The organism is Undibacterium sp. WLHG33 (assembly GCF_049544815.1).
Lineage (GTDB): Bacteria > Pseudomonadota > Gammaproteobacteria > Burkholderiales > Burkholderiaceae_D > Undibacterium.
This window is the reverse complement of record NZ_CP186697.1, coordinates 2,868,793-2,890,999: the sequence shown is the minus strand read 5'-3', so window position 1 is coordinate 2,890,999 and position 22,207 is coordinate 2,868,793. Positions and strand designations below refer to the sequence as shown.

Below are 22,207 nucleotides of genomic sequence, written 5' to 3'. Positions count from 1 at the left end.
AAATGTCGTTTCAAGGAATTAAGGCAGACAGAAGTTTGCCATACAATACGCTCTATGAAAAATTTAGAACTGATATTGCCGTTCAGCATACCCCCATCCGGACTGGAAAACGATCTGATTAAAGCGATGCAGACGCCTGCACTGGCGCGTCTGATTGCCTCTGCAAAACGCTCCACCGTCAAAAACATTGATCCGTTTGCCAAAGCACTGGTGCATGAATATTTGCTGGCAGACGAACTGGAGGGCGCACACGACAGCGATCCGTCAGTCACGTTAAACCGCATGCAGGAGAGAGGTTTGCGACCAACTGAGGGACGTTGGTTCACACTGCAACCTGTCCATATCCATATCGCTCGGGATCATTTAGTGCTGACTGACCAGCGGCGACTCGACATCTCAGAACAAGAGTCACGCGTCTTGTATGGCATTGCAAAAACAGCGGCTGAGGAAGCGGGAATGACGTTACTGTACGGCGATGCGTTGACATGGTTCCTACGTGCGGATAGCTGGACTGGATTAACAACAGCCAGTGCTGACGCGGCCTGCGGCCATAATGTCGATATCTGGATGCCGGATGGCGAACATGCGAGAGCCTGGCGCAAACTGCAAAATGAAATTCAGATGCTGTGGTTCGCACATACGCTGAATGATGAGCGCGAAGCGCTGGGTAAAAAAGTCATCAACTCAGTCTGGCTGTCTGGTGGTGCCGACACATTGATGACGCAAAACAAACCGACACATACAGCGCATTCATTTGGTGACTTACTTACCGGTTCAGATGCAAGCTCCACAGACACTGTATGCGTCTTACTTGAACAGTTAAGCGAATCCGCGATTAACAGCGACTGGGGACAATGGCTGACGAAAATGCAGACATTGGAAAGCGACTGGTTTGCGCCTGTACTCGCCACATTAAAAAACCGCCAGCTCGACAGCGTCACGCTGTTCTGCTCTGATGCACATCGGCTAACCAGCTTTCGGCTGACGCCGTGGTCGCTACGCAAATTCTGGATCAAACCCAGCCTGCAAGCACTTTTCACACTGAAGCCGACATGACCCGCATTACCACCCGCCCCTACTCCCTGCGCGAATCGGAAATGCTGCGACAAAGCGGCATGCACCCGGTGCTGGCACGTCTGTATGCTGCGCGTGGCGTACACAGCGCAATGGAGCTGAGTACAGAATTAAGCGCCATGTTGCCGCCTTCAGGCTTATTGCAGGTAGAGAAAGCAGCGGTTTTTCTGGCAGACGCGATCGCCGCACGTAAGAAGCTGGTAATCGTTGCCGACTATGACTGCGACGGCGCCACGGCCTGTGCGGTTGCCATTCGCGGCTTGCGTATGCTGGGCGCGACTGTTGATTACATCGTGCCGAATCGTTTTGAATACGGCTACGGCCTGACACCGGAAATCGTCGCGCTGACCATACGCGAAAAATCACCGGATATCATCGTCACCGTTGACAATGGCATCGCCAGTGTTGACGGCGTTGCCGCAGCGCACGCACAGGGCATCGCGGTACTCGTGACCGATCATCATTTACCCGGTGAACAGTTGCCCGATGCCGAGGTGATAGTCAATCCGAATCAACCTGATTGCACTTTCGGCAGTAAGCATCTGGCGGGGGTCGGCGTGATGTTTTATGTGTTGCTCGCACTGCGGGCAGAATTGCGCAAGCGCGGCGTATTTGACCAGCAACAGCAACCCAAGCTTGATACCTTGCTTGATCTGGTCGCGCTGGGCACAGTTGCCGACGTCGTGCAGCTTGATGCGAATAATCGTATTCTCGTTGCGCAAGGACTTAAACGCATGCGAGCAGGACGTGTTTGCGTGGGCATTGCAGCGTTATTCCGGGTCGCTGGTCGTGAGCCTCGCAACGCCAGCCCGTTTGATCTGGGCTTTGCACTTGGCCCGCGCTTAAATGCCGCCGGCCGTCTTGCCGATATGTCGCTCGGCATAGAATGCCTGACCACCGATGACGAAGGCCGTGCCTGGCAAATAGCTCAGGAACTCAATAGCATCAATGCCGAACGCAAAGACATAGAACGCGACATGCAAGACGTCGCGATGCTGCATCTCGATCAGTTTGAGCCTGCAACCAGCCATACGATTACCGTTTTTGACGAAAGCTGGCATCAGGGTGTGATCGGCATTGTCGCCTCGCGACTCAAAGATAAGTTTTATCGTCCGACGATTACTTTCGCGCCGGGTGACGATCGCCTGATCAAAGGCTCCGGCCGCTCCATTCCCGGCTTTCACTTGCGTGACGCGCTTGATCTGGTTTCGAAACATGCCCCGACGCTGATACAAAAATTCGGCGGGCACGCAATGGCGGCTGGGCTAACCTTACGCCATGAAGATTTACCCGCATTCCAGCAAGCGTTTGAAGCCGTAGGAAAAAGCTGGTTGCAACAACATCAGCTGGAACGCATCATAGAAACCGACGGCGCGCTCGAAGAAGCCTATTTCACGACAGACTTTATCGCCTTAATGGACAGTCAGGTCTGGGGTCAGGGTTTTCCGCCACCGGTGTTCTGCGATGACTTTAAACTGATCTCACAACGCATCTTGAAAGAACGCCATTTAAAACTGGTGCTGGAGAAAAATGGTGTTCGTTATGACGCGATCTGGTTTGGTCATACCGACAATCTGAGCGAACATGTGCATGTCGCATTCAGGCTCGATGCCAATGAATACAACGGTGTCACCAGAGTTCAGTTGCTGGTCGAGCATATTGAATGCTGACTTAGCAAAAACTGCACGACGGCATCTGCTGCCAGCGCCAAGTTTTCTGCTGATGCATTTGGGAGCAACTGCATATCCGGCGTATGAATTTGCAGCAGATGATCACCGCGCAGCAGCCTCAGAGTGAAGTTTGCTGCCGCCAGATCCACAATACGATGCAGGCTCGCAACCGTGCAATGAGGATCCTTGTCGCCGCTAACGATCTGCAAAGGGCGGGTTTCTGCGAGCAGACCCGGGTAATATGTGGCGCGGACATCGCACAGCTTACCATCCTGCATTTCATCGAACAAAGGCGTGATCAGCACGCCGCTGTTTAATTCTACGTCGTCGCACAATGCCTGCCAGACAATCAGGCTGCCAAATGATTTTCCAATGATATGCACTTGCGTTGGCAATACGCGTGATTCTGCACGCAGCTGCCCTATCACTTCTTTTAGCTGTTGCAACTCATCTTGTAATGCAGATGATGGCTGGCCGGCGAGCGGATCCGTAGAAACGCCAGTTAAGACGCCCTGCCGCAAATCCTGCTGCGACCGCCTTATCCGCCAGCAAGCTGAATAACTCCCTGTGCATGGCATAACGCAATCCCGGTGCGATCACGATTGCAGGAAAAGGACCGCTACCGGCGGGAAAATCGACCAAGAAAGTCATGTTTCTATCGTTTCAGGTTTAATTCAGTTTTGACTATGTTTCGACTGTGTTTTGACTAATTTTCAATTAAATAGTAACTTAGTTTTGGAAACTAATTTTCATTTACGCAGTCCATGTATTGATAGGTAACCAATATTACCCAAATCAAAAACCAAAAAAGATCCTCAAAGACCTGAAAGACGAAAAGAAACAATTACATGAGATTGCCCGCCAGCAAACCTTTATCATCAGCGACCGCACTGCTCCCCTTATTCGGATTATTCCTCAGCGGTTTCTTTACATTGAATTGCGCTCTTGCTGCGACAGAAAACGTTGCTACCGACAAGACTCAGGTCAGCACAGGGAAATCTGCTGGCAACAAAGCTTATCCGGGCATCGTGCAACTGACCGTTGATGCCAGCGATCTGGACAGGAAAATTTTTAACATCCGCGCCAGTATTCCGGTACAAACTGGCCCGCTAACACTATATTTCCCCGAATGGCTGCCAGGCAAACATGGCACAAACGGAGCCTTGAACCAGCTTGCAGGGCTGCACTTCAGCGGCAACCAGCAATCCATCGCCTGGAAACGTGACCCATTGAATATGTATGCGTTTCATCTGCAAATTCCTGCAGGCGTCAGTCAGCTCAAAGCCGAATATCAGTTCCTGTCACCGACGGATGATAAATTCGGCCGCGTTACGATCACGCCGGAAATTATCGGTGTGCAATGGAATAACATGATTCTGTATCCGGCGGGCGCAGCGTCTGACCAGATACAGATTCAGCCTACCCTGATTTTGCCAGCTGGATTTCAATTCGGCAGCGCACTGAAGCTGGCAGAAAAAAGTGAGAACCTGAGCCTAAGTCAAAGCCAAAACGAGTTTCAGTTCAAGCCTGTCACGCTGGAGGAGCTGGTTGATTCGCCCGTATTTGCAGGGAAATATTTCAAACGTTTTGATCTCAATCCCGGCGCAAAAGTACCTGTGCATCTGAATGTGGTGGCGGATAAACCTGAATCACTGAATGCCACGCCCGAACAAATCGCAGCGCATAAGGCGCTGGTGCAGCAAGCGACTATCCTGTTCGGCTCACAACATTATCGCCATTACGATTTTTTACTGGCACTCAGCGATGAATTTTCCGGCATAGGGCTTGAACATCACCAGTCCAGCGAAAATGGCGTGCGCCCGGGTTACTTCAGCGACTGGGCAAAAAAATCCAGCGGCCGCGATTTGCTCGCGCATGAATACACCCATTCATGGAACGGAAAATTCCGCCGCCCCGCAGATCTGCTGACGCCGCACTTCAACACACCAATGCAAGATAGCTTGTTGTGGGTTTATGAGGGACAGACTCAGTACTGGGGCTATGTATTGGCAGCGCGTTCGGGATTGATGAAGCAGGAACATATTCGCGACGTGCTGGCAAACGTGGCCGCTTATTACGATCATCAGAGCGGGCGCAGCTGGCGCAATTTGCAGGACACGACTAATAATCCCGTGTTTGTGAGCCGCCGCAGTCAGGCCTGGAGCGATTTTCAGCGGGATGAAGATTATTACCGCGAAGGCGCATTACTCTGGCTGGAAGTTGATGCGCAGTTACGCGCACTTTCGCAAGAAAAACGCTCGCTGAATGATTTTGCCAGCAAGTTTTTTGGCGTCAATGATGGCAGCATACGCCCGCTAGCTTATCAATTGAGCGACGTGATCAACACCCTCAATGAAATACAGCCATTTGACTGGGGGCATTTCCTGCAAGAGCGTGTCGAAGGTTTACAAAGCAAAACACCGACTGCGAGTCTGGAACTGGCTGGCTGGAAACTGGTGTACACCGAGAAACCGTCAGAGTATGCAAAAGCAACAGAAGATGCGCAGGATGGTGACTTTCTGTATTCGCTCGGATTCAGTCTGGATAAAACCGGCAAAATCACTCGCATGCTATTAAACAGCCCTGCCGGTAAAGCGAATATCCTGAGCGGCAGCCTGATCATCGCCGTTAATGGCAAAAGCTATAAAGCGGACGCTCTGAAATCAGCAATCACCAATGCCAAATCGCAAAACCAAGCCATTGAGCTGATCGTCAGACATGGCGACTACTACCGCACAGTCAGGTTCGATTATTTTGAAGGATTAAAATATCCGGCATTAATACGTGACAACAGTCATCCGGACCGGATCACGAAGATACTCAGTCCTTTGAAATGAGCAAGCGCCTGGGTCAGCGACAGGCAACGCCGACGGTAAACGTGACCACTTGCGTTTTATCTGTCACAGTTCTATCCCGCCCTCCAGGCGACGATATTTTTAGTTCCACCCACCGACAGGAGATCACCAAAAGTGAAAACTCAAGCAATTAAAACACCAACATTCAAAGCGCAGATTGTGAGCGCCATTGCATTACTGATCGCTGGGGCTGCCAGTGCATCTGCGGCAGAACCTGCCAAAGCAGCGCCACTGCAGTCGGGTATTGACGTTCAGTACAACGACAAATCCGTCAAACCACAAGAAGACTTTTACCGTCACGTCAATGGCACCTGGCTCAAAAATGCCCAGATCCCGTCAGACCGTTCTTCTGCCGGTGCTTTCATGGATTTGCGCGAAGCAGTTGTGCCACGTCTGCACGCTATCATCGATGGGCTGGCAAAAGCCAAGAATGCCAGCGGATCAGATGCGCAGAAAATCAGCGATCTGTACGCCAGCTTCATGGATACGAAAAGTATAGAAGCTGCTGGTCTGAAGCCATTGCAGGCGGATTTTGCCAAAATCGATGCGCTGACCGATAAAAAGCAAATTCCTGTCCTGATGGCGTGGCTCAATCGCATCAGCGTCACCGCGCCTTACGATATTCAGGTGCATCAGGACAATAAAGATTCGACCAAATATGTGCTCGACATCGCTCAATCCGGTCTGGCCTTACCTGACCGTGACTACTACCTGAAAGACGACGACGCCAAGCTGAAAGATACACGCAGCAAATATCTGAAGCATATCGAAACCATGCTGACGATGTCGGGCGACAAAGAAGCCGCAAAAAATGCGGCGGCGATTCTCGCATTTGAAACAGAACTCGCGAAAGTACAATGGACCAAAGTCGATTTGCGCGATCCGATCAAGGCTTACAATAAAGTCGAGATCAGCAAAATCAATGAACTCACTGCAGGCTACGACTGGAATGCCTATCTGAAAGAACTCGGCGTCACCGGCAAAATTGATTATGTCATCGTCAGCCAGCCCAGCTATCTGGTTGGCATGAACAAGGTATTGCAGGAAACATCGCTCGACACGATCAAGGCGTACTTCAAATGGCATTTGCTGAGTTCGGTTGCAAGCCAGTTGCCTAAGCAATACAGTGACGAGAATTTCGCATTCTTTTCAAAAACACTGCGCGGTGTTCCTGAACAGGAAATCCGCTGGAAACGCGGTGTCCGCCTGGTCGATTCCGGCATGGGTGAAAGCTTAGGCAAACTGTATGTCGCCAAGTACTTCCCTGCTGAAAGCAAAGCGAAAATGGAAAAACTGGTCGCGAATCTGTTGTTAGCGTACAAGGAAAGTATCGATACGCTGGACTGGATGAGCCCGGAAACGAAGAAAGAAGCACAGGCAAAACTGGCAACGTTCATGCCTAAAATCGGCTATCCGAATAAGTGGAAAGATTACTCCGCGCTGCACATCACCAAAGGCGATGCGGTCGGCAATCTGCGTGCTATCCGTAGTTTCGCTGCACAAACCGAACTCAATAAACTCGGCAAACCGATTGACCGCGACGAATGGGGCATGACACCGCAAACCGTGAATGCGTATTACAACCCGGAGATGAATGAAATCGTCTTCCCGGCTGCGATCCTGCAACCACCGTTCTTCAATCCGAAAGCGGACGATGCCGTGAACTACGGTGGTATCGGTACCGTTATCGGACATGAAATCAGCCACGGCTTCGACGATCAGGGTGCACAATATGACGGCGCGGGTAATCTGCGTGACTGGTGGACAAAAGAAGATCACGTCAAGTTCGCTGCGAAAACAGCCGCACTGGTCAAACAGTACAATGCATTCAGCCCGGTTCCCGGCTACAACGTCAATGGCGAACTGACGCTGGGTGAAAATATTGCCGACAATTCCGGTCTGGCAATTGCCTACAAAGCTTATCAGTTATCGCTTGGCGGCAAACCTGCGCCAGTCATTAACGGCTTAACCGGTAACCAGCGTTTCTTCATGGGTTTTGGTCAGGTCTGGCGCGGCAAATTGCGCGAACAGGAAGCGATCATCCGTATCAAGACCGATCCGCACTCCCCTGGCGAATTCCGCGCCAATGGTTCACTGCGTAATATGACCCCGTTCTATCAATCGTTCGGCGTCAAAGAAGGCGACAAGATGTATCTGCCGCCAGCAGAACGCGTGTCGATCTGGTAATCAGTCAGCTGATTGTCACACTGCCGTATAACAGCGGCAGCGACAGTTCAATATGAAAAGCCGGGTATAAAAATATGCCCGGCTTTTTTTGTCTGAAGTACTGAATTTGCCTGTCAGCAGACATAGCGTGCGAAGTGTCTGAATTGTCCAACGTCTACGTGACACACGCCAGCGGCTCGATAAAGACTAAATATGAGAAAAATAATACTGGGGGAGTATATTTTAAAGCCCTTTATTTATAAGGACATGAAGGCTAAAAACGCAGATACTCCCCTGAAAATCCATTTTTTCCGGAATATTCAGGGTGGTTTCAGCTTGACGCCTGATTGATTCAGGCTGGCGCAGCAGCACCCAGCAAGATAATTCCCGGAATCAGATTGCGCCCATCGGCACCAAGGTATTCGCGGGTTTCGGCTGGAAAGCTCCACGCCATCATGCCTGCCTCCGATGTGCGCAAAGCGGCGATCAGGGCAAAAATATCCGCCTCAAGTCGCTCAGCTGTCGGCGCACAGCTTGCCCTCAAATAGACCGGTAAAAATGCGACGCCGCAGGCCGCTGAGTCTAAGCCGTTAAGAGTATGACTGGCATCTTTGACTGCTGACGCCAGAACTTTATTCGCCAGAAAAACAGCCTGCCGTGAACGCAGCGCCAGATATTCCTGTTTTGCCTCGATCAGCTCGCCGCCCTGCGCATCTGAAATCCACAAATCACAGCGCCCCAGCCACTCTTTGGTTGCATGACCGTGCTGGCGGGATTTTCTGGCCTGATATTCTTCCAGCGCCACTCGCCCTGAACGCCAGGCTGCCTGCGCCAGTATGCCGACATTGCTGCGCTCGGTGTACCAGTAAGCCGCATCATCGACTTGCTGCGCAAATTCAACGTGACACGCAGCCCACGCCTGCAATACTGGCAGCCATGCGGCAAACCTGTTCTGATCCCGGATTTCTGCGCCGACTATCGCCTTCATTACGTCTTATTCATTCCTGTTTTATTTACGTCACGCGCCATGTGTTCACATGGCAGATTTATGTTGACTCACCGTCAGCCTGGCGACGACGCATTTCAGCGACACGGACAACCACATACGCAATCAGCGCACAAACGAAGAATAACAGCAGCATCCACGCAATGCCCTGCAAGGTGGCGATAATGGTGCGGTAAATTTCGAGTATCCAGCGTTCTGAAGTCAGTTCCAGCAGTTTGTTTTCCTTATCAAATCTCGCTGGCACGATGTATTTTTCGAGCTCGTAAATTCGCACGCCTGAAGAAATGCCGACCACCAGAATCGCAAATTTCATGTATTTCAGCCACGCAGCGCTGATTGCGTCGGCGATGATACGCTTCAGTATCATGTCTATCGGCTGCGTGAACATACGGGAAACGAGCAAAGCAACGGCAACGGCTACTGCAAAAGTGACCAGCAAAAGAGTCAGAAACATGACGTATCCTTTTCAATTCGTTCGATGATATCGGGTGAAATGCTTTATCCCTGTGTTACGGTGGATGTTCTGGCAACGTGCAGTTTCTCAAAAAAGCTGACCACATCGGCCTCTGCACGGGTCCGCGCAAACGAAGGCAGACTTTGCCAGATGCGTCGACCATAAGGTTTGGAAATCAGTCGCGGGTCGCAGATCATCAGCACACCGCGATCGGTTTCATCGCGTATCAGGCGCCCTGCCCCTTGCTTCAGATTAATAATCGCCTCAGGTAACTGGTGATGCACAAAACCGTTCAGCCCCTTCTTTTCCATCGCTGTGATACGGGCAGCCAGTACAGGATCATCCGGCGGGGAAAATGGCAATTTATCGATAATCACCAATGACAGCGCTTCACCGCGTACGTCCACACCTTCCCAGAAACTCTGACTGCCGATCAGCACACCATTCCCGGCAGCCCGGAAACGATCGAGTAACTCGGTTCGCCCAGCGTCGCCCTGCACAAACAAGGGAAAATTCAAACCGCGTTTTTCAAATTCTTCTTTCAGGCGTTCCGCACTGAATTTCACCGCTTTGAGCGTGGTGCATAACAAAAACGTGCGACCACCTGCCGCAGCAATCACCGGCAATGCCGCTTCGACCACCGCTTCTGCATAGTCCCGTGAATTTGGCTCAGGCATGCCGTTCGGCACATACAAGTAACCCTGTTCCTGATAATTAAACGGGCTCGGCCAGGTATGTGCGGGTTCATTCCACAATCCCATTTGCGAGACAAAATGGCTGAAATCATTTTTCACCGCCATCGTCGCGGAAGTAAATATCCAGGCACGCGGAACACCTTCACGCTGCTTATTGAATATCGGCGCAATCGACAGCGGAGTGCGATGCAGTTGTAATGAGACAGAAAAAGCTTCGACCCATAAAACGTAGTCACCCGCTTTTTCCTTGTCTTTCGGCTCAGCATTCCAGTTATCGATCTGATCCTGCAGCAGGATCGCGCGGGCGCGGCATTGTTCTATCGTTTCGGCGCGTTCGGCCTGTTTTTCCAGTACAGCGATCATGTCGCTTATCGTGGCTTTGAGCGTATCCAGGGTTTCAAAAAACGGACTCGATGGCGCGATCTGATCGATAGAAAGACGCACAATATCCTGCGGAAATGCGAGACGTAAATCGCGGGCCGCGCGTTCAACAGGTGCCACCAGCTTGGCCCATTCAGCACCGTCACGGGCATGTGACAAGCCTTCAGCAAGAACGTCGCGGCAAAGCTCCAGTACCTGCGACGTAGAAACGGTTTCACCAAAAAACAGCGTCGCGGTTTCCGGTAACTGATGGGCTTCATCGAAAATCACGGTATTGGCCGACGGCAGCAATTCAGCAATGCCGGTGTCTTTCAGTGCGACGTCGGCGAAAAACAAATGATGATTGACTACCACCACATCTGCCTGCTGCGCTTCCTTACGTGCTTTCATGACGAAGCAATCCTGGTAGTACTGACACTCTGATCCCATGCAGGTATCTTTAGTCGATGTCACCAGACTCCATACGCTGGCATTTTCAGGGACACGCGACAGTTCAGATTTATCACCGCTGCTGGTGGTCTTAATGAAACGTGCGATGTCGCGCAGGTAGCCGACATCTTCGCGCGAACTCAGGCGCCCGTTTTGCAAGGTTCGTTCCAGATGATAATGGCACAGATAGTTGGCCCGGCCTTTGAGCAAAGCGACCGAAACCGGTGCCCGCAAGACCTTTTTGATCATAGGAATGTCACGTAAAAACAACTGATCTTGTAAGTTTTTTGTACCAGTTGAAACAATTACTTTCCCACCCCACAGCAAAGCCGGCGTCAGATACGCATAGGTTTTCCCTGTACCAGTGCCCGCCTCTGCCAGCAAAGTACTCTGCCCGGCGATCGCCGCTGCAACTGCCTTTGCCATTTCTGTCTGTGCCTGACGAGGCCGGTAGCCCGCGATGCTGGTACTGAGCGGCCCTGTCGGACCAAAAATCTGCTCTACTTCGGCATCGTGCGATACGCCGGGATTTATCGTACTGGGAAGGGTATTTTCAATCAAAATGAGGCAATCAGAAGCTAAAACAGGAATATTATTGGCAAAAAAACTCAGGCAGGCACATCCGGCATCATTTGCATTTTAAGCAGAGTAATATGGTCTTTGAGCTGTAATTTACGTTTTTTGAGGCGACGTAACTGCAGCTCGTCATGTGCGGGGTCTGTGGACAAGGTGTTAATCACCATATCGAGATCGCGATGTTCTAGTTCTAACTCAATTATTCGTTGCCGCACTTGTTCAGGATGGCTCATAGCCTTCAGCTTAAAGTAAAATAGGATGAATTCTTGGAAATCAGCACGAGCTGATTTCCGTTAGTGTAATCTACCGAGACGTATGAGCCAATATAAGATCGAAGCTGGTACCGGACAACATATCGGTGACCGCCAGGAACAACAAGACCGTGTCGGCTTATTTGCCGCTGCCAATGCACCAGGCTATATGATGGCTGTGGTCGCCGATGGCATGGGCGGGAAAAGTGGCGGTGCGCTTGCAGCAGAACAGGTAGTCCGTACGGCTAAACAATTATTTGATGATTTCTATCCGGGTAATGATGTTCGTGTCCTGCTCGAAAACATACTCAACGAAGCGCACACCGTTATTAAACTGTCTGCCGTCTCATCTGAAAAAGAACCACACAGCACTTTCGTTGCAATGGTCATCACACCGCAGCAACAAGCGATCTGGGCACATGCCGGCGACTCACGTCTTTACCGTTTCAGCGGTCCGAATTTTGCCGAAAAAACGCGTGATCATTCTTATGTAGAACAACTGGTTGAAGAAGGAAAGATTCTTCCAGAAGAAGCGAAAACCCATAAGCTGTCGAACATACTGACGAATGTGCTGGGTTCCACCACGACTCCGCCGTATATCACTTTTGGTCAGTACGAAGGCTTAAAAGCCAACGACAGCTTTTTGTTATGTTCTGATGGACTCTGGCATTATTTCGACGATGCAGAGCTTTCTGCGGCTGTTGCCGCAAATTCACCAAGACAAGCCTCTGAATTACTGATCAGAAAAGCCCGGGACCGTGGCGCACCACGTGGAGACAACTGTACATTCGCGATTGTGAAATTAGTCGTGCCGCCGGCAGAAGTTAAAACCTACACCGTACAAAAAATGCGCAGAGCAATCTGAGATTAAAGAGCTGAAATCAAAAAGGAAGCCAGATTGGCTTCCTTTTTTTTATTGCCCCGCTTGATTACTGACTATTTCTTCTTACTCGCAAACAAAGCCTGATTCGCTTTACGGTCGGCGTTCACGGTCTGCATGTGCGGTCTGGCGCTGATTCTTGCCAGATAATCCTTGACCGGCAAATCCGCGAGGAAATCACGTCCATAAATTATTTTCGTCGCCATGGAGACCAATGGCAGATGGCATATTGCGACGCAATCGGCCATGGTAAAAGTATCGCCGGCGATAAAAGAATCAAATTTTGCCAGTTGAGAAAAAGCAGAAATATGGCGTGCCAGCTGTTTTTCCACACGGTTCCTGACTTCTTCCGACACCTGTCCGCCAAAAAAAGCCTGCGGATACAATTCACGTGCGAGTAACTCCAGATGCAACTCCATAAATACGATCAGTTCCCGCACTTTTGCTGCTGCAAACGGATCTGCGGGTAATAATGGTTTTTGCGGATACGCTTGTTCTAAATAATCCAGAATGACCTGCGACTCGCACAGTGTCCCCTGTTCAGTTTCAATATAAGGAACTTTACCCAGCGGAGATTTACGCAGCAGATCAGGCGCTCTGTCTGTCCATACGAGAACTTCTTCAAACGGAATATCTTTCTCGAGCAGAGCCAGTTTCACCTTGTTGTAATAATTACTGACAGCAAATCCACAGAGTTTAATCATTGTCTGGCCTCATGATTGATACAACTGAATAACAGTTAATCAAGGTTTATAAAGATTGTCAGCGACAACAGCGCCACTGACATTATGGATTAGTTTTGAAATCGATAGTCTCAAAATTAATCACGTTGGTATCTGTATCCGGCTCCGCTTTCCCGCTATCGGCATGCAGTTCCACATTAGGCACTTTTTGCCAGCCAGAAGTATCTTTGTCTGCAGGCCTCATCCTGTCTAACTCGTTGGCGACGGATATCAACAGCAAAATATCACGGTACACCGGTAACTCAAATCCCATGCGTTTACCGTCGCGATCATCAACCAGCAGACTCTCAAGGAAAGGCAAGATGTCTTTCGTATTCCAGAGTGCACATATCTTATTCATCAGATGCTCAAAATCATCCAGATGACGGGTTGGCAAAGTCAAAGGATCCACTTCAAACTCAGGGACATTCGCATTGAAGAAAACAATAAAGCGATCCCGCAATGCGTCGTATTTTTCTTTGTTTTTTGTCACTCGGTAAAGATCAAGTAGATACAGCCAGGGCACTGGAGAATCGGGGCGTTCCTGCTCTGCCTGCGGCTCCAGAATTTCAATCGCACGTTCAGGGTCGTTTACCGACATCCAGAACTCTGCCTCTTGCGTCACATCTGAAATTTCTTCTACTTTCAAAGAATTGGCACGAGACGAGAAGAAATTAAAGGTACTGCTGTTGGTGTCTTCAAGCGATGGAGTAAACGCGCGGACGGTAGCCGACACAGCGCCTGTATCCAATGCTGTTTCTGCTGGCTGCGCTCTCACAGATGTCGCAGCGGACGCGGGTCCGGACGGTGTTTTCAATAAGATCGAGCTGTTAATGCCATTGGTCGTCGTCGGCCCGTAGGTTGCCTGTACGTCATTGACCAGCTCTTCAATATTTCTCTTCTGTTCAGGCACTGGCTGCTTAGGCTCTTCCTGTTCCCACCAGGTTGATGCATAACGTTTGTGCAAGCGTTGAATGTGGACGAAAAGCAGACCTATCATCGCCAGACCGGCAATGATCAACGCGCCCAGAACATACAGCCAGGGTTTCGCAACAGCCGTATCTTTTAATTCATCAAAAGCCGCTTTATCCTGCTGAATCTTGCGTTTTAACTGAATCGCCTCCTGCTGAAGGCTTTGTATTTTCTGTTGATCAGCCTTATTTTTATCAGCTGAGACTGGCGGGTTTTCTCCACGCAACATCGCCGCAAACTGTGCCTGTGCCAGGCGTAACTCCGCGATATCCGGCCTATTTTCTGCTTGCTGTTCCGATGTTGTGGCAGACAAGGTATCCGCCATTTTCAACCCGGCCGGAATGAGCTGCACATCCGCTTCATCAGATAACTTTAACGCATCCCGGCCTGAGCCGGATGCGCGTGCAGCATGAACTTTTTGTGCAGCAGCGATACTGCTCTTTTTTGTTTCCGCCTTGGTATTTGCCACCGGCGATGGGCGCTGCGGTTCTTTTTTGCTCCGTATTGGTTCTTTTACCATCGCGACTGGCGATGCCGGTGCCGGGCTGTCATTCTGGTTCACGACTGGCAAACTCAGATTTTTACCAAAAGCCTTAAATTCCGGAGGATCGAGCAATATCAGAAAATCACGGTGTAACTGAATCTCACAACCGACGTTCAGCACCACCTTCAATGCAGGTTCCTGCAAATTTTTGCGGGTAGACAGTCTCAGTATCCGTGAGTCGCCCTGAGCCGACATGTCCAGACTGACCACTGACAGTAAATCACCATCAGTTGTTTCTACACGAGCTTTAAAACAGTGGAGATCGGCATCCCGCGCATCGGCACCAGTGACTTCTAATTGCGCTTTCAAAGGTTGCCCTAAACCCGACTGAACTCGCAAGCCACCAACACCAAGTGCATAAGCCGACCCAGCCGAACCGGCCGCGATCACGCTGGCACATATCAAGTGTAAGGACGACCTTGGAAAGGGAGCAAAAATAATAATTTCCTCAATGAAAATGAAACAGCATTCTGACGATATGCTCTAATCGCAATATTACTGTCGTTATAACAAAACTTGTTACAACTGGAAATACTAAACAGGAAACAATCTGGCTTTCCGACAAGTAATTTGATGATATTTATCAATTCAGGCAACAAATCGAATAACAAATAATATAAACGCCGGCATCCGGTTCGATTGAGGTTTATTTTTGCCGGTGATCCAGAATTTTCTTGGCGATTCCGCGCAAAATATTTACTTCCTCCAACTCCAGACGGGTACGTGAAAACAGACGCTTCAGACGCGGCATCAACTTTTTCGGATGTGCCGGATCAATAAAATCAATCGCAATCAATGCCTGCTCAAGATGCGAATACATGCCTTCGACCGCCTCATTAGTTGCCGCCTGCCCATGGAATCCGACTTGCGGTTCAGCAGACGTCAGTTGCATCGCCATCCTGGCCTCGTATGCCAGCAGTTGTATTGCCTGCGCCAGATTTAAAGATGAGTATGCCGGATTCGCAGGAATATTGATTAATGCCTGACAATTCATGACAACCTCGTTTGGCAAACCATAACGCTCGCTGCCAAATATAAAAGCGACGCCCCCCCCCTGCCGGTGAGCAATACTTTCCGCCAACTCTCGGGGAGTGATAACAGGTGGTGAAAATTCGCGCAAACGGGCGCTCACTGCCGTAACAAGATCACAACCAGCGAGCGCTTCCTCAACAGTATCAACGATGCGGGCAGATTCAAGAATATCTTGCGCCCCACTGGCAAAAGCGATTGCCTCAGGATGGGTCAATACATCAGGATATCGCGGCCGTACCAGTAGCAATTTCGTAAACCCCATGGTTTTCATCGCCCTTGCCGCAGCACCGACATTACCGGGATGGCTGGTCTCTACCAGTACAAAACGCAGACGTTGAAAAAGAGATGTGTCGGTTTGGGTCAAGTTCATTTAAAATAGCATCATTCAGCGTTAATTATTTTTGGTTACGTGCTTTCGCCGGGCAAAGACAATAGCGCACGCTCTTTATCATTTTTGTGTAGCAAACCAGTTTCTCCCATCAAGAGAGGGAGATACCGTTTGCCGTCATTTTATCGGAAACTATATGCACCCAATGCTCAATACGGCGATTAAAGCCGCTCGTCGCGGCGCGACATTAATTAACCGCGCTTCATTTGACCTCGACCGCGTCAGCGTCACTGAAAAACATTTCAACGATTTTGTCACAGAAGTTGACCAAGCCGCTGAAGCCGCCATCATTGAAGTGCTGAAGACAGCCTACCCTGATCATGCGATTCTCGCCGAAGAGTCGGGAGCTTCCGCTAATTTGCACGACGAAAATGATTATGTCTGGATCATTGATCCTCTCGATGGAACGACGAATTTCATCCACGGTTTTCCACAATACTGTGTTTCAATTGCCCTGCAACATCGCGGCGTTATTACGCAAGCGGTTGTCTACGATCCTACCCGTAACGAATTATTCACCGCCAGCAAAGGTGCGGGGGCGTTTCTCAACGAAAAACGTATTCGCGTCACCCGCTGCGACAAGATCGCCGACGCGCTGATCGGCACAGGTTTCCCTTCACGTGATTTGTCTGGCCTCGATCAGTACATGGAGATGTTCAAAGTAATGACAGGTAAATGTCAGGGACTGAGAAGACCGGGTTCTGCTGCACTGGATCTTGCCTATGTTGCGATGGGTCGCCTTGATGGCTTCTTTGAAAAAGGACTGGCTCCGTGGGACGTTGCTGCCGGCTCTTTGCTGATTACTGAGGCAGGTGGTATTGTCGGCACCTTCTCTGGCGAATCAGATTATCTGTATAAAGGTGATGTACTTGCCGGCACACCTAAAGTTTTCGGACAGATGGTTAATTTATTGCAGCCATTTACAGCATCGGCAACAAAATAATATCTCTTATGCTCCGGATCCCGGGGCACCGTCTTCGCCGGACTGGTAATAACCAGTCCGGGTTTTAAAGAAAATCTACAGAAACACATGCCCTCATTCAACGAACTCGGTTTATCCGAGGACATTCTTCGCGCTGTCAGCGAACAAGGTTACACATCTCCCACGCCTATTCAACAACAAGCAATTCCTGCGGTCATTCAAGGCGGGGATCTGCTGGCTGGTGCGCAGACCGGTACTGGTAAAACAGCTGGTTTTACGCTGCCGATTTTGCAGCGTCTGTCGACCTCAGCCAATGCGCCTAAGGATAAAACTGGTCGTCGCCCCATCCGCGCACTGGTGCTGACACCAACGCGGGAGCTGGCAGCCCAGGTACAGGAAAGTGTGGAGCTGTACGGAAAATTTTTGCCGCTGACATCGGCGGTAATTTTCGGTGGCGTGGGTATCAATCCGCAAATCAAAGTTTTAAAGCATGGCGTCGATATTCTGGTTGCGACGCCGGGTCGTCTTCTGGATCATCATCAGCAGGGAACGATTGATCTGCGTCACATCGAGATTCTTGTGCTGGATGAAGCTGATCGTATGCTGGATATGGGCTTCATTCACGACATCAAAAAAGTGCTGGCCATCCTGCCACCCAAACGTCAGAACTTGCTGTTCTCGGCAACTTTTTCCGATGATATCAAGGCGCTCGCCGACCGGCTACTGAACAATCCGGCCATGATAGAAGTTGCCCGTCGTAATTCAACGGTCGAAGTGATCGCGCAAAAAGTGCATCCGGTTGACAGGGATAAAAAACATCCGCTGCTAGCACACCTCATCAAGACACATGCGTGGTCTCAGGTGCTGGTGTTTACCCGCACCAAACACGGCGCCAATAAACTGGTGGAGCAACTGGCGAAAGACGGTATCGCTGCAATGGCAATCCACGGCAATAAGAGCCAGTCGGCGCGCACCAAAGCCTTATCCGAATTCAAAGATGGCAGCCTGCCTGTATTAGTTGCCACCGATATTGCTGCGCGCGGCATTGATATCGACCAGTTGCCACACGTCGTCAACTATGATCTGCCGAATGTGCCTGAAGATTATGTTCACCGTATCGGACGTACTGGCCGCGCTGGCGCCAGCGGTGAAGCAGTGTCACTGGTGTGCGTGGATGAATTCAAATTGCTGGCTGACATTGAGAAATTCATCAAACGCAAAATTCCACAGGAAATAATTGATGGATTTATTCCCGATCCGAACGCCAAAGCACAACCCATACAATTGCGTAGCTTTGAGGGACGCGGTCACGGTCACCCCAACCGAGGATCACGTTCGCAGGCTGGCAACAAGCCGGGACAAGCCCGCACACCTGGCAAAACATCTGGAGCTGCGCCTGCCCGCGATGGCGCAGGTAAGCCCCGCCCGCAGGGAAATCGTCCGGCGGTAAAGCAATCAAGCGCTCACCGCTCTGGCGGACGCGGCAAGAGTTAATTATTTAACTCATTTCACACAACGAAGGACACAGGAAGATACAACTGATTTCCCTGCGTTCTTCGTCACCATTTCACTCTCACTTTGATCAAATACTGCTCATGCATCTGCTGAGTCGGTGATGTCAGTACCTGCTCTCTTTCTGTCTCTGATTGCAGTGCTTTTTACCAGTCACAAACTAGCTGTCCTTATAGGTATGCTCACAATTCCGACAAAGACACTAGCCGCATACGGGAACTTTCCCGTTTACCAAATCGGATCAGGCAGATCTGGAAGCAAGCGTAGACCACCAGCATCGTCTGTGATAAGGTGCGCAACAAATCTGACCTGATATACCCTACACCCAGGACGGGTAACAGCAAAAAAAAATACATCGAATAACAATAAGCAATATGACCGCAAAAGAAACACAACATACTCCCATGATGCAGCAATATCTGCGTATCAAAGCAGATCATCCAGACACGCTGGTGTTCTATCGCATGGGAGATTTTTATGAACTTTTTTTTGACGATGCAGAAAAAGTCTCACGCCTGCTAGGCATCACGCTGACCCAGCGTGGCAGCTCAGGAGGCAGCCCCATCAAAATGGCTGGCGTGCCGTTTCATTCATTAGAACCCTATCTCGCCAAGCTGGTGAAAATGGGAGAATCTGCGGCAATTTGCGAACAAATTGGTAACCCCGCCACCAGCAAAGGGCCGGTTGAGCGCAAGGTCATGCGTATCATCACACCAGGTACGCTGACTGATACTGATTTACTGCCTGAGAAGTCGGATCGCCCGCTGCTTTCGCTCTGCCTGTTGCAACACCGGAAAACCGTTACCGCCGGACTCGCATGGTTATCCTTAGCGAGTGGCTCACTGAAACTCATGGAATTTTCAACTGATGAAAAATCACTGTTTCAGCGCCTGCAACAAGAATTAGAACGCATTTCTCCAGCTGAAATTTTATTATCTGCCGGCACCCTTCTGCTCGATGAACACTATGCGCAACTGCCAGGCAAGTTCTCTGAAGTCCCTGACTGGCATTTTGATCTCAAGCAGGGGCAAAAGGCGTTACAAGATCAGATGGGAACAACGACGCTGACAGGTTTCGGTGCAGAGAATCTGAGCGCATCCCTGGGAGCATCGGGAGCATTATTACGTTATGCCGAAAATACACAGGGTCGTGGTTTGAAACACGTCAATAGCCTCAGTGTCGAAAGCGAGCATGAATTTATCGGTCTGGATACCGCAACCCGGCGCAATCTGGAACTGACCGAAACACTGCGCGGTCAGGAGTCGCCAACCCTGTTTTCACTGCTTGATCACTGTCGTACAGCAATGGGCTCGCGTTTGCTCAGACATTGGTTGCACCATGCCAAACGCGATCAGACCATTGCAGCAAGTCGGCATAGTTCGATCAAAGCTCTGATTCTGGCGGATTCTACCGATGGGCTGGCCACAACCCTGAATGCGATACCGGATATAGAACGGATCACCACACGGATTGCGCTGCAGTCGGCACGTCCGCGCGATTTATCCGCACTCAGGGATGGCCTGCAACATCTGCCTAACCTGCGCAATTACGTCAGCATGTGCATTGCCAATAATCAGACCAGTTTATTGACAAAGATATTGTCAGATTTAGCAACGCCTGCAGATTGTCTTGATTTATTGGAACGTGGACTGATGCCTTTACCGTCCACTATGGTCAGGGATGGTGGTGTCATCGCGAATGGCTTTGACACCGAATTAGATGAATTGCGAGCTTTATCTGAAAATGCAGGTCAGTTCCTGGTGCAACTGGAAGCCACAGAGCGAGAACGCACTGGCATCGCTAATCTGCGCGTCGAATACAATCGCGTACATGGCTTTTATATTGAAGTGACGAATGGTCAGAGTGACAAAGTACCGGACAATTATCGCCGTCGCCAGACCCTGAAAAATGCCGAGCGTTACATCACGCCGGAACTCAAAGCATTTGAAGACAAAGCATTGTCAGCGCAGGAACGTGCTTTGGTACGCGAAAAAATGCTGTATGAAAAATTGTTGCAGGATCTGCTGCCATATATCGGTTCTCTGCAGGCAATCGCACACTCAATTGCCCAGCTCGACGTGCTGGTAAGTCTCGCCGGACACGCCAGTAAAAACAACTGGTGCTCACCTCAACTCGTCAGCGAACCGATTCTGCAGATTAAGCAAGGCCGTCATCCTGTTGTGGAAAATCAGATAGAACGGTTTATTGCCAATGACTGCGATCTGTCTGAACAGCGTAAATTATTGCTGATTACCGGTCCGAATATGGGTGGTAAATCCACGTTCATGCGACAAGTTGCGCTGATCACCTTACTCGCTTACGTTGGTAGTTATGTGCCAGCCAGCTCTGCAGTCATCGGACCAGTTGACCGTATTTTTACCCGCATAGGTGCCGCTGACGATCTGGCTGGCGGACGCTCGACGTTCATGGTGGAAATGACAGAGTCTGCCGCAATTCTGAACGGTGCAACAGAAAATTCGCTGGTACTGATGGATGAAGTCGGGCGTGGCACTTCCACATTCGACGGACTGGCGCTTGCCTGGGCAATCTCGAAACATTTAATCCAGGTATCGAAAAGCTACACTTTGTTTGCGACACATTATTTCGAGTTAACGCAATTGCCGGAGCTTCACCCAAGTGCTGAAAATGTTCACTTATCCGCAGTTGAGCATAAGGAAAACATCGTCTTTCTGCATGCGGTACAGCCGGGGCCTGCATCACAAAGCTATGGCTTACAAGTCGCTCAGTTAGCGGGAATTCCTCAGAGCGTCATCCGATCTGCCCGCAAACATCTGGCCGAGCTGGAAGCGCACTCCGTACAATCGACAGCACAATTTGATTTATTTTCCTCATCCGCAGCGCCGGCCGAAGCGGAACCTGAGATTGCAGTCATTCCGCCTGCACTTCAAGAATTACAGGACACTATTGCATCCATAGACCCCGACAGCATGACACCCAGAGAAGCTCTCGATGCACTCTACGAGCTCAAATCGCTGATCAGACAAACAAAATAAAAACCGCACTCAGGTGCAGTTTTTAGGGGCCAAGAAAATCTGTAGCGACGCAATTTAACGTTCAGTGCAGATGATGCGTACGGTACTCATCACCCATGCCATCATCGTCGTCATCATGATGATGACCATGAGCACCATGCACGTGGCCATGAGCAACCTCTTCATCCGAAGCTTCGCGTACAGACTCAACAGTCAGCGAAAAACGCAAGGCTATCCCGGCAAGCGGATGATTACCATCCAGCACGACCTTATCTTCAGCAATGTCTGTCACGGTGAAAATAAGCGCATCCTCTTCTCCGCTTTCTTCAGGCATACCTTCAAACTGCATGCCAACCTCCAAAGGGGACGGAAAGCGGTTTCGCGGCTCCACTTTGATCAGTGCCGCATCATAGTCACCAAAAGCATCTTCTGGATTTAACTGGATCACGGTACTGAACCCAGCTTCCTTACCCTCTAAAGCTTCTTCAATTTTTGGAAAAATATTATCGTAACCGCCGTGCAGGTAAACCATAGGCTCCTGACCTTCCTCGATCAGATTGTCTTGCGCATCCTTTAATGTGTAGCGCGCGGTAACAACTGAATTTTTGACAATCTTCATACGATATCCTTAAAAAATATATTCATGTGCGATTATACCCGTCTGGAACAGCGCCGCAGGCAAGCC

General features: G+C 50.1%; 18 protein-coding genes. 8 read left to right on the top strand and 10 right to left on the bottom strand.

All coding sequences use genetic code 11. The annotated features are described in order from the left end of the window. The first annotated feature begins 54 nt into the window (after window positions 1-54). Together ACOTSW_RS13155 and recJ are read left to right on the top strand one after the other, a co-directional pair. Window positions 55-1,056, top strand: a complete 1,002-nt coding sequence (locus tag ACOTSW_RS13155) for a hypothetical protein (RefSeq protein WP_423679525.1) — start codon at window positions 55-57, stop codon at window positions 1,054-1,056. Beyond that, window positions 1,053-2,744: a single-stranded-DNA-specific exonuclease RecJ gene (gene recJ, locus ACOTSW_RS13150; RefSeq protein WP_423679524.1), complete on the top strand. Its 1,692-nt coding sequence runs from the start codon at window positions 1,053-1,055 to the stop codon at window positions 2,742-2,744. The genes ACOTSW_RS13155 and recJ overlap by 4 nt, the downstream gene beginning before the upstream one ends. On the opposite strand, the gene ACOTSW_RS13145 is transcribed toward recJ, so the two are convergent. After that, window positions 2,714-3,190, bottom strand: a complete 477-nt coding sequence (locus ACOTSW_RS13145; protein WP_423679523.1) for a hypothetical protein — start codon at window positions 3,188-3,190, stop codon at window positions 2,714-2,716. The two genes, recJ and ACOTSW_RS13145, sit on opposite strands and share 31 nt — an antisense overlap. Before the next feature lies 1 nt (window position 3,191). After that, entirely contained in the window at window positions 3,192-3,395 is a 204-nt protein-coding gene (locus tag ACOTSW_RS13140; protein WP_423679522.1) for a hypothetical protein, read from the bottom strand. Between the two features lie 197 nt (window positions 3,396-3,592). Between ACOTSW_RS13140 and ACOTSW_RS13135 the strand changes: the two genes are divergently transcribed. Next, window positions 3,593-5,581 (top strand): M61 family metallopeptidase, encoded by a 1,989-nt coding sequence (locus tag ACOTSW_RS13135; protein ID WP_423679521.1) that lies wholly within the window; start codon window positions 3,593-3,595, stop codon window positions 5,579-5,581. Between the two features lie 132 nt (window positions 5,582-5,713). Beyond that, entirely contained in the window at window positions 5,714-7,786 is a 2,073-nt protein-coding gene (locus ACOTSW_RS13130) for a M13 family metallopeptidase (protein WP_423679520.1), read from the top strand. 331 nt (window positions 7,787-8,117) lie between these two features. On the opposite strand, the gene ACOTSW_RS13125 is transcribed toward ACOTSW_RS13130, so the two are convergent. From ACOTSW_RS13125 to ACOTSW_RS13110, 4 genes are read right to left on the bottom strand one after another with little or no spacing between them, the layout of a single operon-like run. Continuing rightward, entirely contained in the window at window positions 8,118-8,753 is a 636-nt protein-coding gene (locus ACOTSW_RS13125; protein ID WP_423679519.1) for a hypothetical protein, read from the bottom strand. A 58-nt stretch (window positions 8,754-8,811) separates the two neighbouring features. Beyond that, a complete protein-coding gene (locus ACOTSW_RS13120) occupies window positions 8,812-9,225 on the bottom strand; it encodes a hypothetical protein (protein ID WP_423679518.1) in 414 nt (137 codons plus the stop codon). Between the two features lie 44 nt (window positions 9,226-9,269). Then, window positions 9,270-11,294 (bottom strand): ATP-dependent DNA helicase, encoded by a 2,025-nt coding sequence (locus ACOTSW_RS13115; protein WP_423682322.1) that lies wholly within the window; start codon window positions 11,292-11,294, stop codon window positions 9,270-9,272. Window positions 11,295-11,338: 44 nt separating this feature from the next. Next, entirely contained in the window at window positions 11,339-11,539 is a 201-nt protein-coding gene (locus ACOTSW_RS13110) for a YdcH family protein (RefSeq protein WP_423679517.1), read from the bottom strand. Between the two features lie 82 nt (window positions 11,540-11,621). Between ACOTSW_RS13110 and ACOTSW_RS13105 the strand changes: the two genes are divergently transcribed. Beyond that, a complete protein-coding gene (locus ACOTSW_RS13105; protein WP_423679516.1) occupies window positions 11,622-12,422 on the top strand; it encodes a PP2C family protein-serine/threonine phosphatase in 801 nt (266 codons plus the stop codon). Between the two features lie 71 nt (window positions 12,423-12,493). Here the strand turns inward: ACOTSW_RS13105 and ACOTSW_RS13100 are convergent, their stop codons facing one another. The 3 genes from ACOTSW_RS13100 to ACOTSW_RS13090 all read right to left on the bottom strand — a co-directional run bounded on the left by ACOTSW_RS13100 (window position 12,494) and on the right by ACOTSW_RS13090 (window position 16,077). Beyond that, window positions 12,494-13,141, bottom strand: coding sequence for a glutathione S-transferase family protein (locus ACOTSW_RS13100; protein WP_423679515.1), 648 nt, complete (start codon window positions 13,139-13,141; stop codon window positions 12,494-12,496). A gap of 82 nt (window positions 13,142-13,223) precedes the next feature. Continuing rightward, window positions 13,224-15,080 carry a type IV pilus assembly protein FimV gene (locus ACOTSW_RS13095; RefSeq protein ID WP_423679514.1) on the bottom strand — a complete coding sequence of 619 codons (1,857 nt, stop codon included), beginning with the start codon at window positions 15,078-15,080 and terminating at the stop codon, window positions 13,224-13,226. A gap of 241 nt (window positions 15,081-15,321) precedes the next feature. Beyond that, window positions 15,322-16,077 carry an RNA methyltransferase gene (locus tag ACOTSW_RS13090; protein ID WP_423679513.1) on the bottom strand — a complete coding sequence of 252 codons (756 nt, stop codon included), beginning with the start codon at window positions 16,075-16,077 and terminating at the stop codon, window positions 15,322-15,324. Window positions 16,078-16,231: 154 nt separating this feature from the next. Between ACOTSW_RS13090 and ACOTSW_RS13085 the strand changes: the two genes are divergently transcribed. The 3 genes from ACOTSW_RS13085 (at window position 16,232) to mutS (ending at window position 21,543) form a co-directional block, all read left to right on the top strand. Then, window positions 16,232-17,038 carry an inositol monophosphatase family protein gene (locus ACOTSW_RS13085; protein WP_423679512.1) on the top strand — a complete coding sequence of 269 codons (807 nt, stop codon included), beginning with the start codon at window positions 16,232-16,234 and terminating at the stop codon, window positions 17,036-17,038. 87 nt (window positions 17,039-17,125) lie between these two features. Beyond that, a complete protein-coding gene (locus ACOTSW_RS13080) occupies window positions 17,126-18,511 on the top strand; it encodes a DEAD/DEAH box helicase (protein WP_423679511.1) in 1,386 nt (461 codons plus the stop codon). A 392-nt stretch (window positions 18,512-18,903) separates the two neighbouring features. Further along, entirely contained in the window at window positions 18,904-21,543 is a 2,640-nt protein-coding gene (mutS, locus tag ACOTSW_RS13075) for a DNA mismatch repair protein MutS (RefSeq protein WP_423679510.1), read from the top strand. 61 nt (window positions 21,544-21,604) lie between these two features. On the opposite strand, the gene ACOTSW_RS13070 is transcribed toward mutS, so the two are convergent. Next, window positions 21,605-22,141, bottom strand: coding sequence for an FKBP-type peptidyl-prolyl cis-trans isomerase (locus ACOTSW_RS13070; RefSeq protein ID WP_423679509.1), 537 nt, complete (start codon window positions 22,139-22,141; stop codon window positions 21,605-21,607). Window positions 22,142-22,207 lie beyond the last annotated feature (66 nt).

What these genes read in the sequence shown, in the direction of transcription:
- ACOTSW_RS13155 (WP_423679525.1), top strand. Translation starts at nt 55, where the DNA reads ATGAAAAATTTAGAACTGATATTGCCGTTCAGCATACCCCCATCCGGA.
- recJ (WP_423679524.1), top strand. Translation starts at nt 1,053, where the DNA reads ATGACCCGCATTACCACCCGCCCCTACTCCCTGCGCGAATCGGAAATG.
- ACOTSW_RS13140 (WP_423679522.1), bottom strand. Translation starts at nt 3,395, where the DNA reads ATGACTTTCTTGGTCGATTTTCCCGCCGGTAGCGGTCCTTTTCCTGCA.
- ACOTSW_RS13135 (WP_423679521.1), top strand. Translation starts at nt 3,593, where the DNA reads ATGAGATTGCCCGCCAGCAAACCTTTATCATCAGCGACCGCACTGCTC.
- ACOTSW_RS13125 (WP_423679519.1), bottom strand. Translation starts at nt 8,753, where the DNA reads ATGAAGGCGATAGTCGGCGCAGAAATCCGGGATCAGAACAGGTTTGCC.
- ACOTSW_RS13120 (WP_423679518.1), bottom strand. Translation starts at nt 9,225, where the DNA reads ATGTTTCTGACTCTTTTGCTGGTCACTTTTGCAGTAGCCGTTGCCGTT.
- ACOTSW_RS13110 (WP_423679517.1), bottom strand. Translation starts at nt 11,539, where the DNA reads ATGAGCCATCCTGAACAAGTGCGGCAACGAATAATTGAGTTAGAACTA.
- ACOTSW_RS13105 (WP_423679516.1), top strand. Translation starts at nt 11,622, where the DNA reads ATGAGCCAATATAAGATCGAAGCTGGTACCGGACAACATATCGGTGAC.
- ACOTSW_RS13100 (WP_423679515.1), bottom strand. Translation starts at nt 13,141, where the DNA reads ATGATTAAACTCTGTGGATTTGCTGTCAGTAATTATTACAACAAGGTG.
- ACOTSW_RS13090 (WP_423679513.1), bottom strand. Translation starts at nt 16,077, where the DNA reads ATGAACTTGACCCAAACCGACACATCTCTTTTTCAACGTCTGCGTTTT.
- ACOTSW_RS13085 (WP_423679512.1), top strand. Translation starts at nt 16,232, where the DNA reads ATGCACCCAATGCTCAATACGGCGATTAAAGCCGCTCGTCGCGGCGCG.
- ACOTSW_RS13080 (WP_423679511.1), top strand. Translation starts at nt 17,126, where the DNA reads ATGCCCTCATTCAACGAACTCGGTTTATCCGAGGACATTCTTCGCGCT.
- mutS (WP_423679510.1), top strand. Translation starts at nt 18,904, where the DNA reads ATGACCGCAAAAGAAACACAACATACTCCCATGATGCAGCAATATCTG.
- ACOTSW_RS13070 (WP_423679509.1), bottom strand. Translation starts at nt 22,141, where the DNA reads ATGAAGATTGTCAAAAATTCAGTTGTTACCGCGCGCTACACATTAAAG.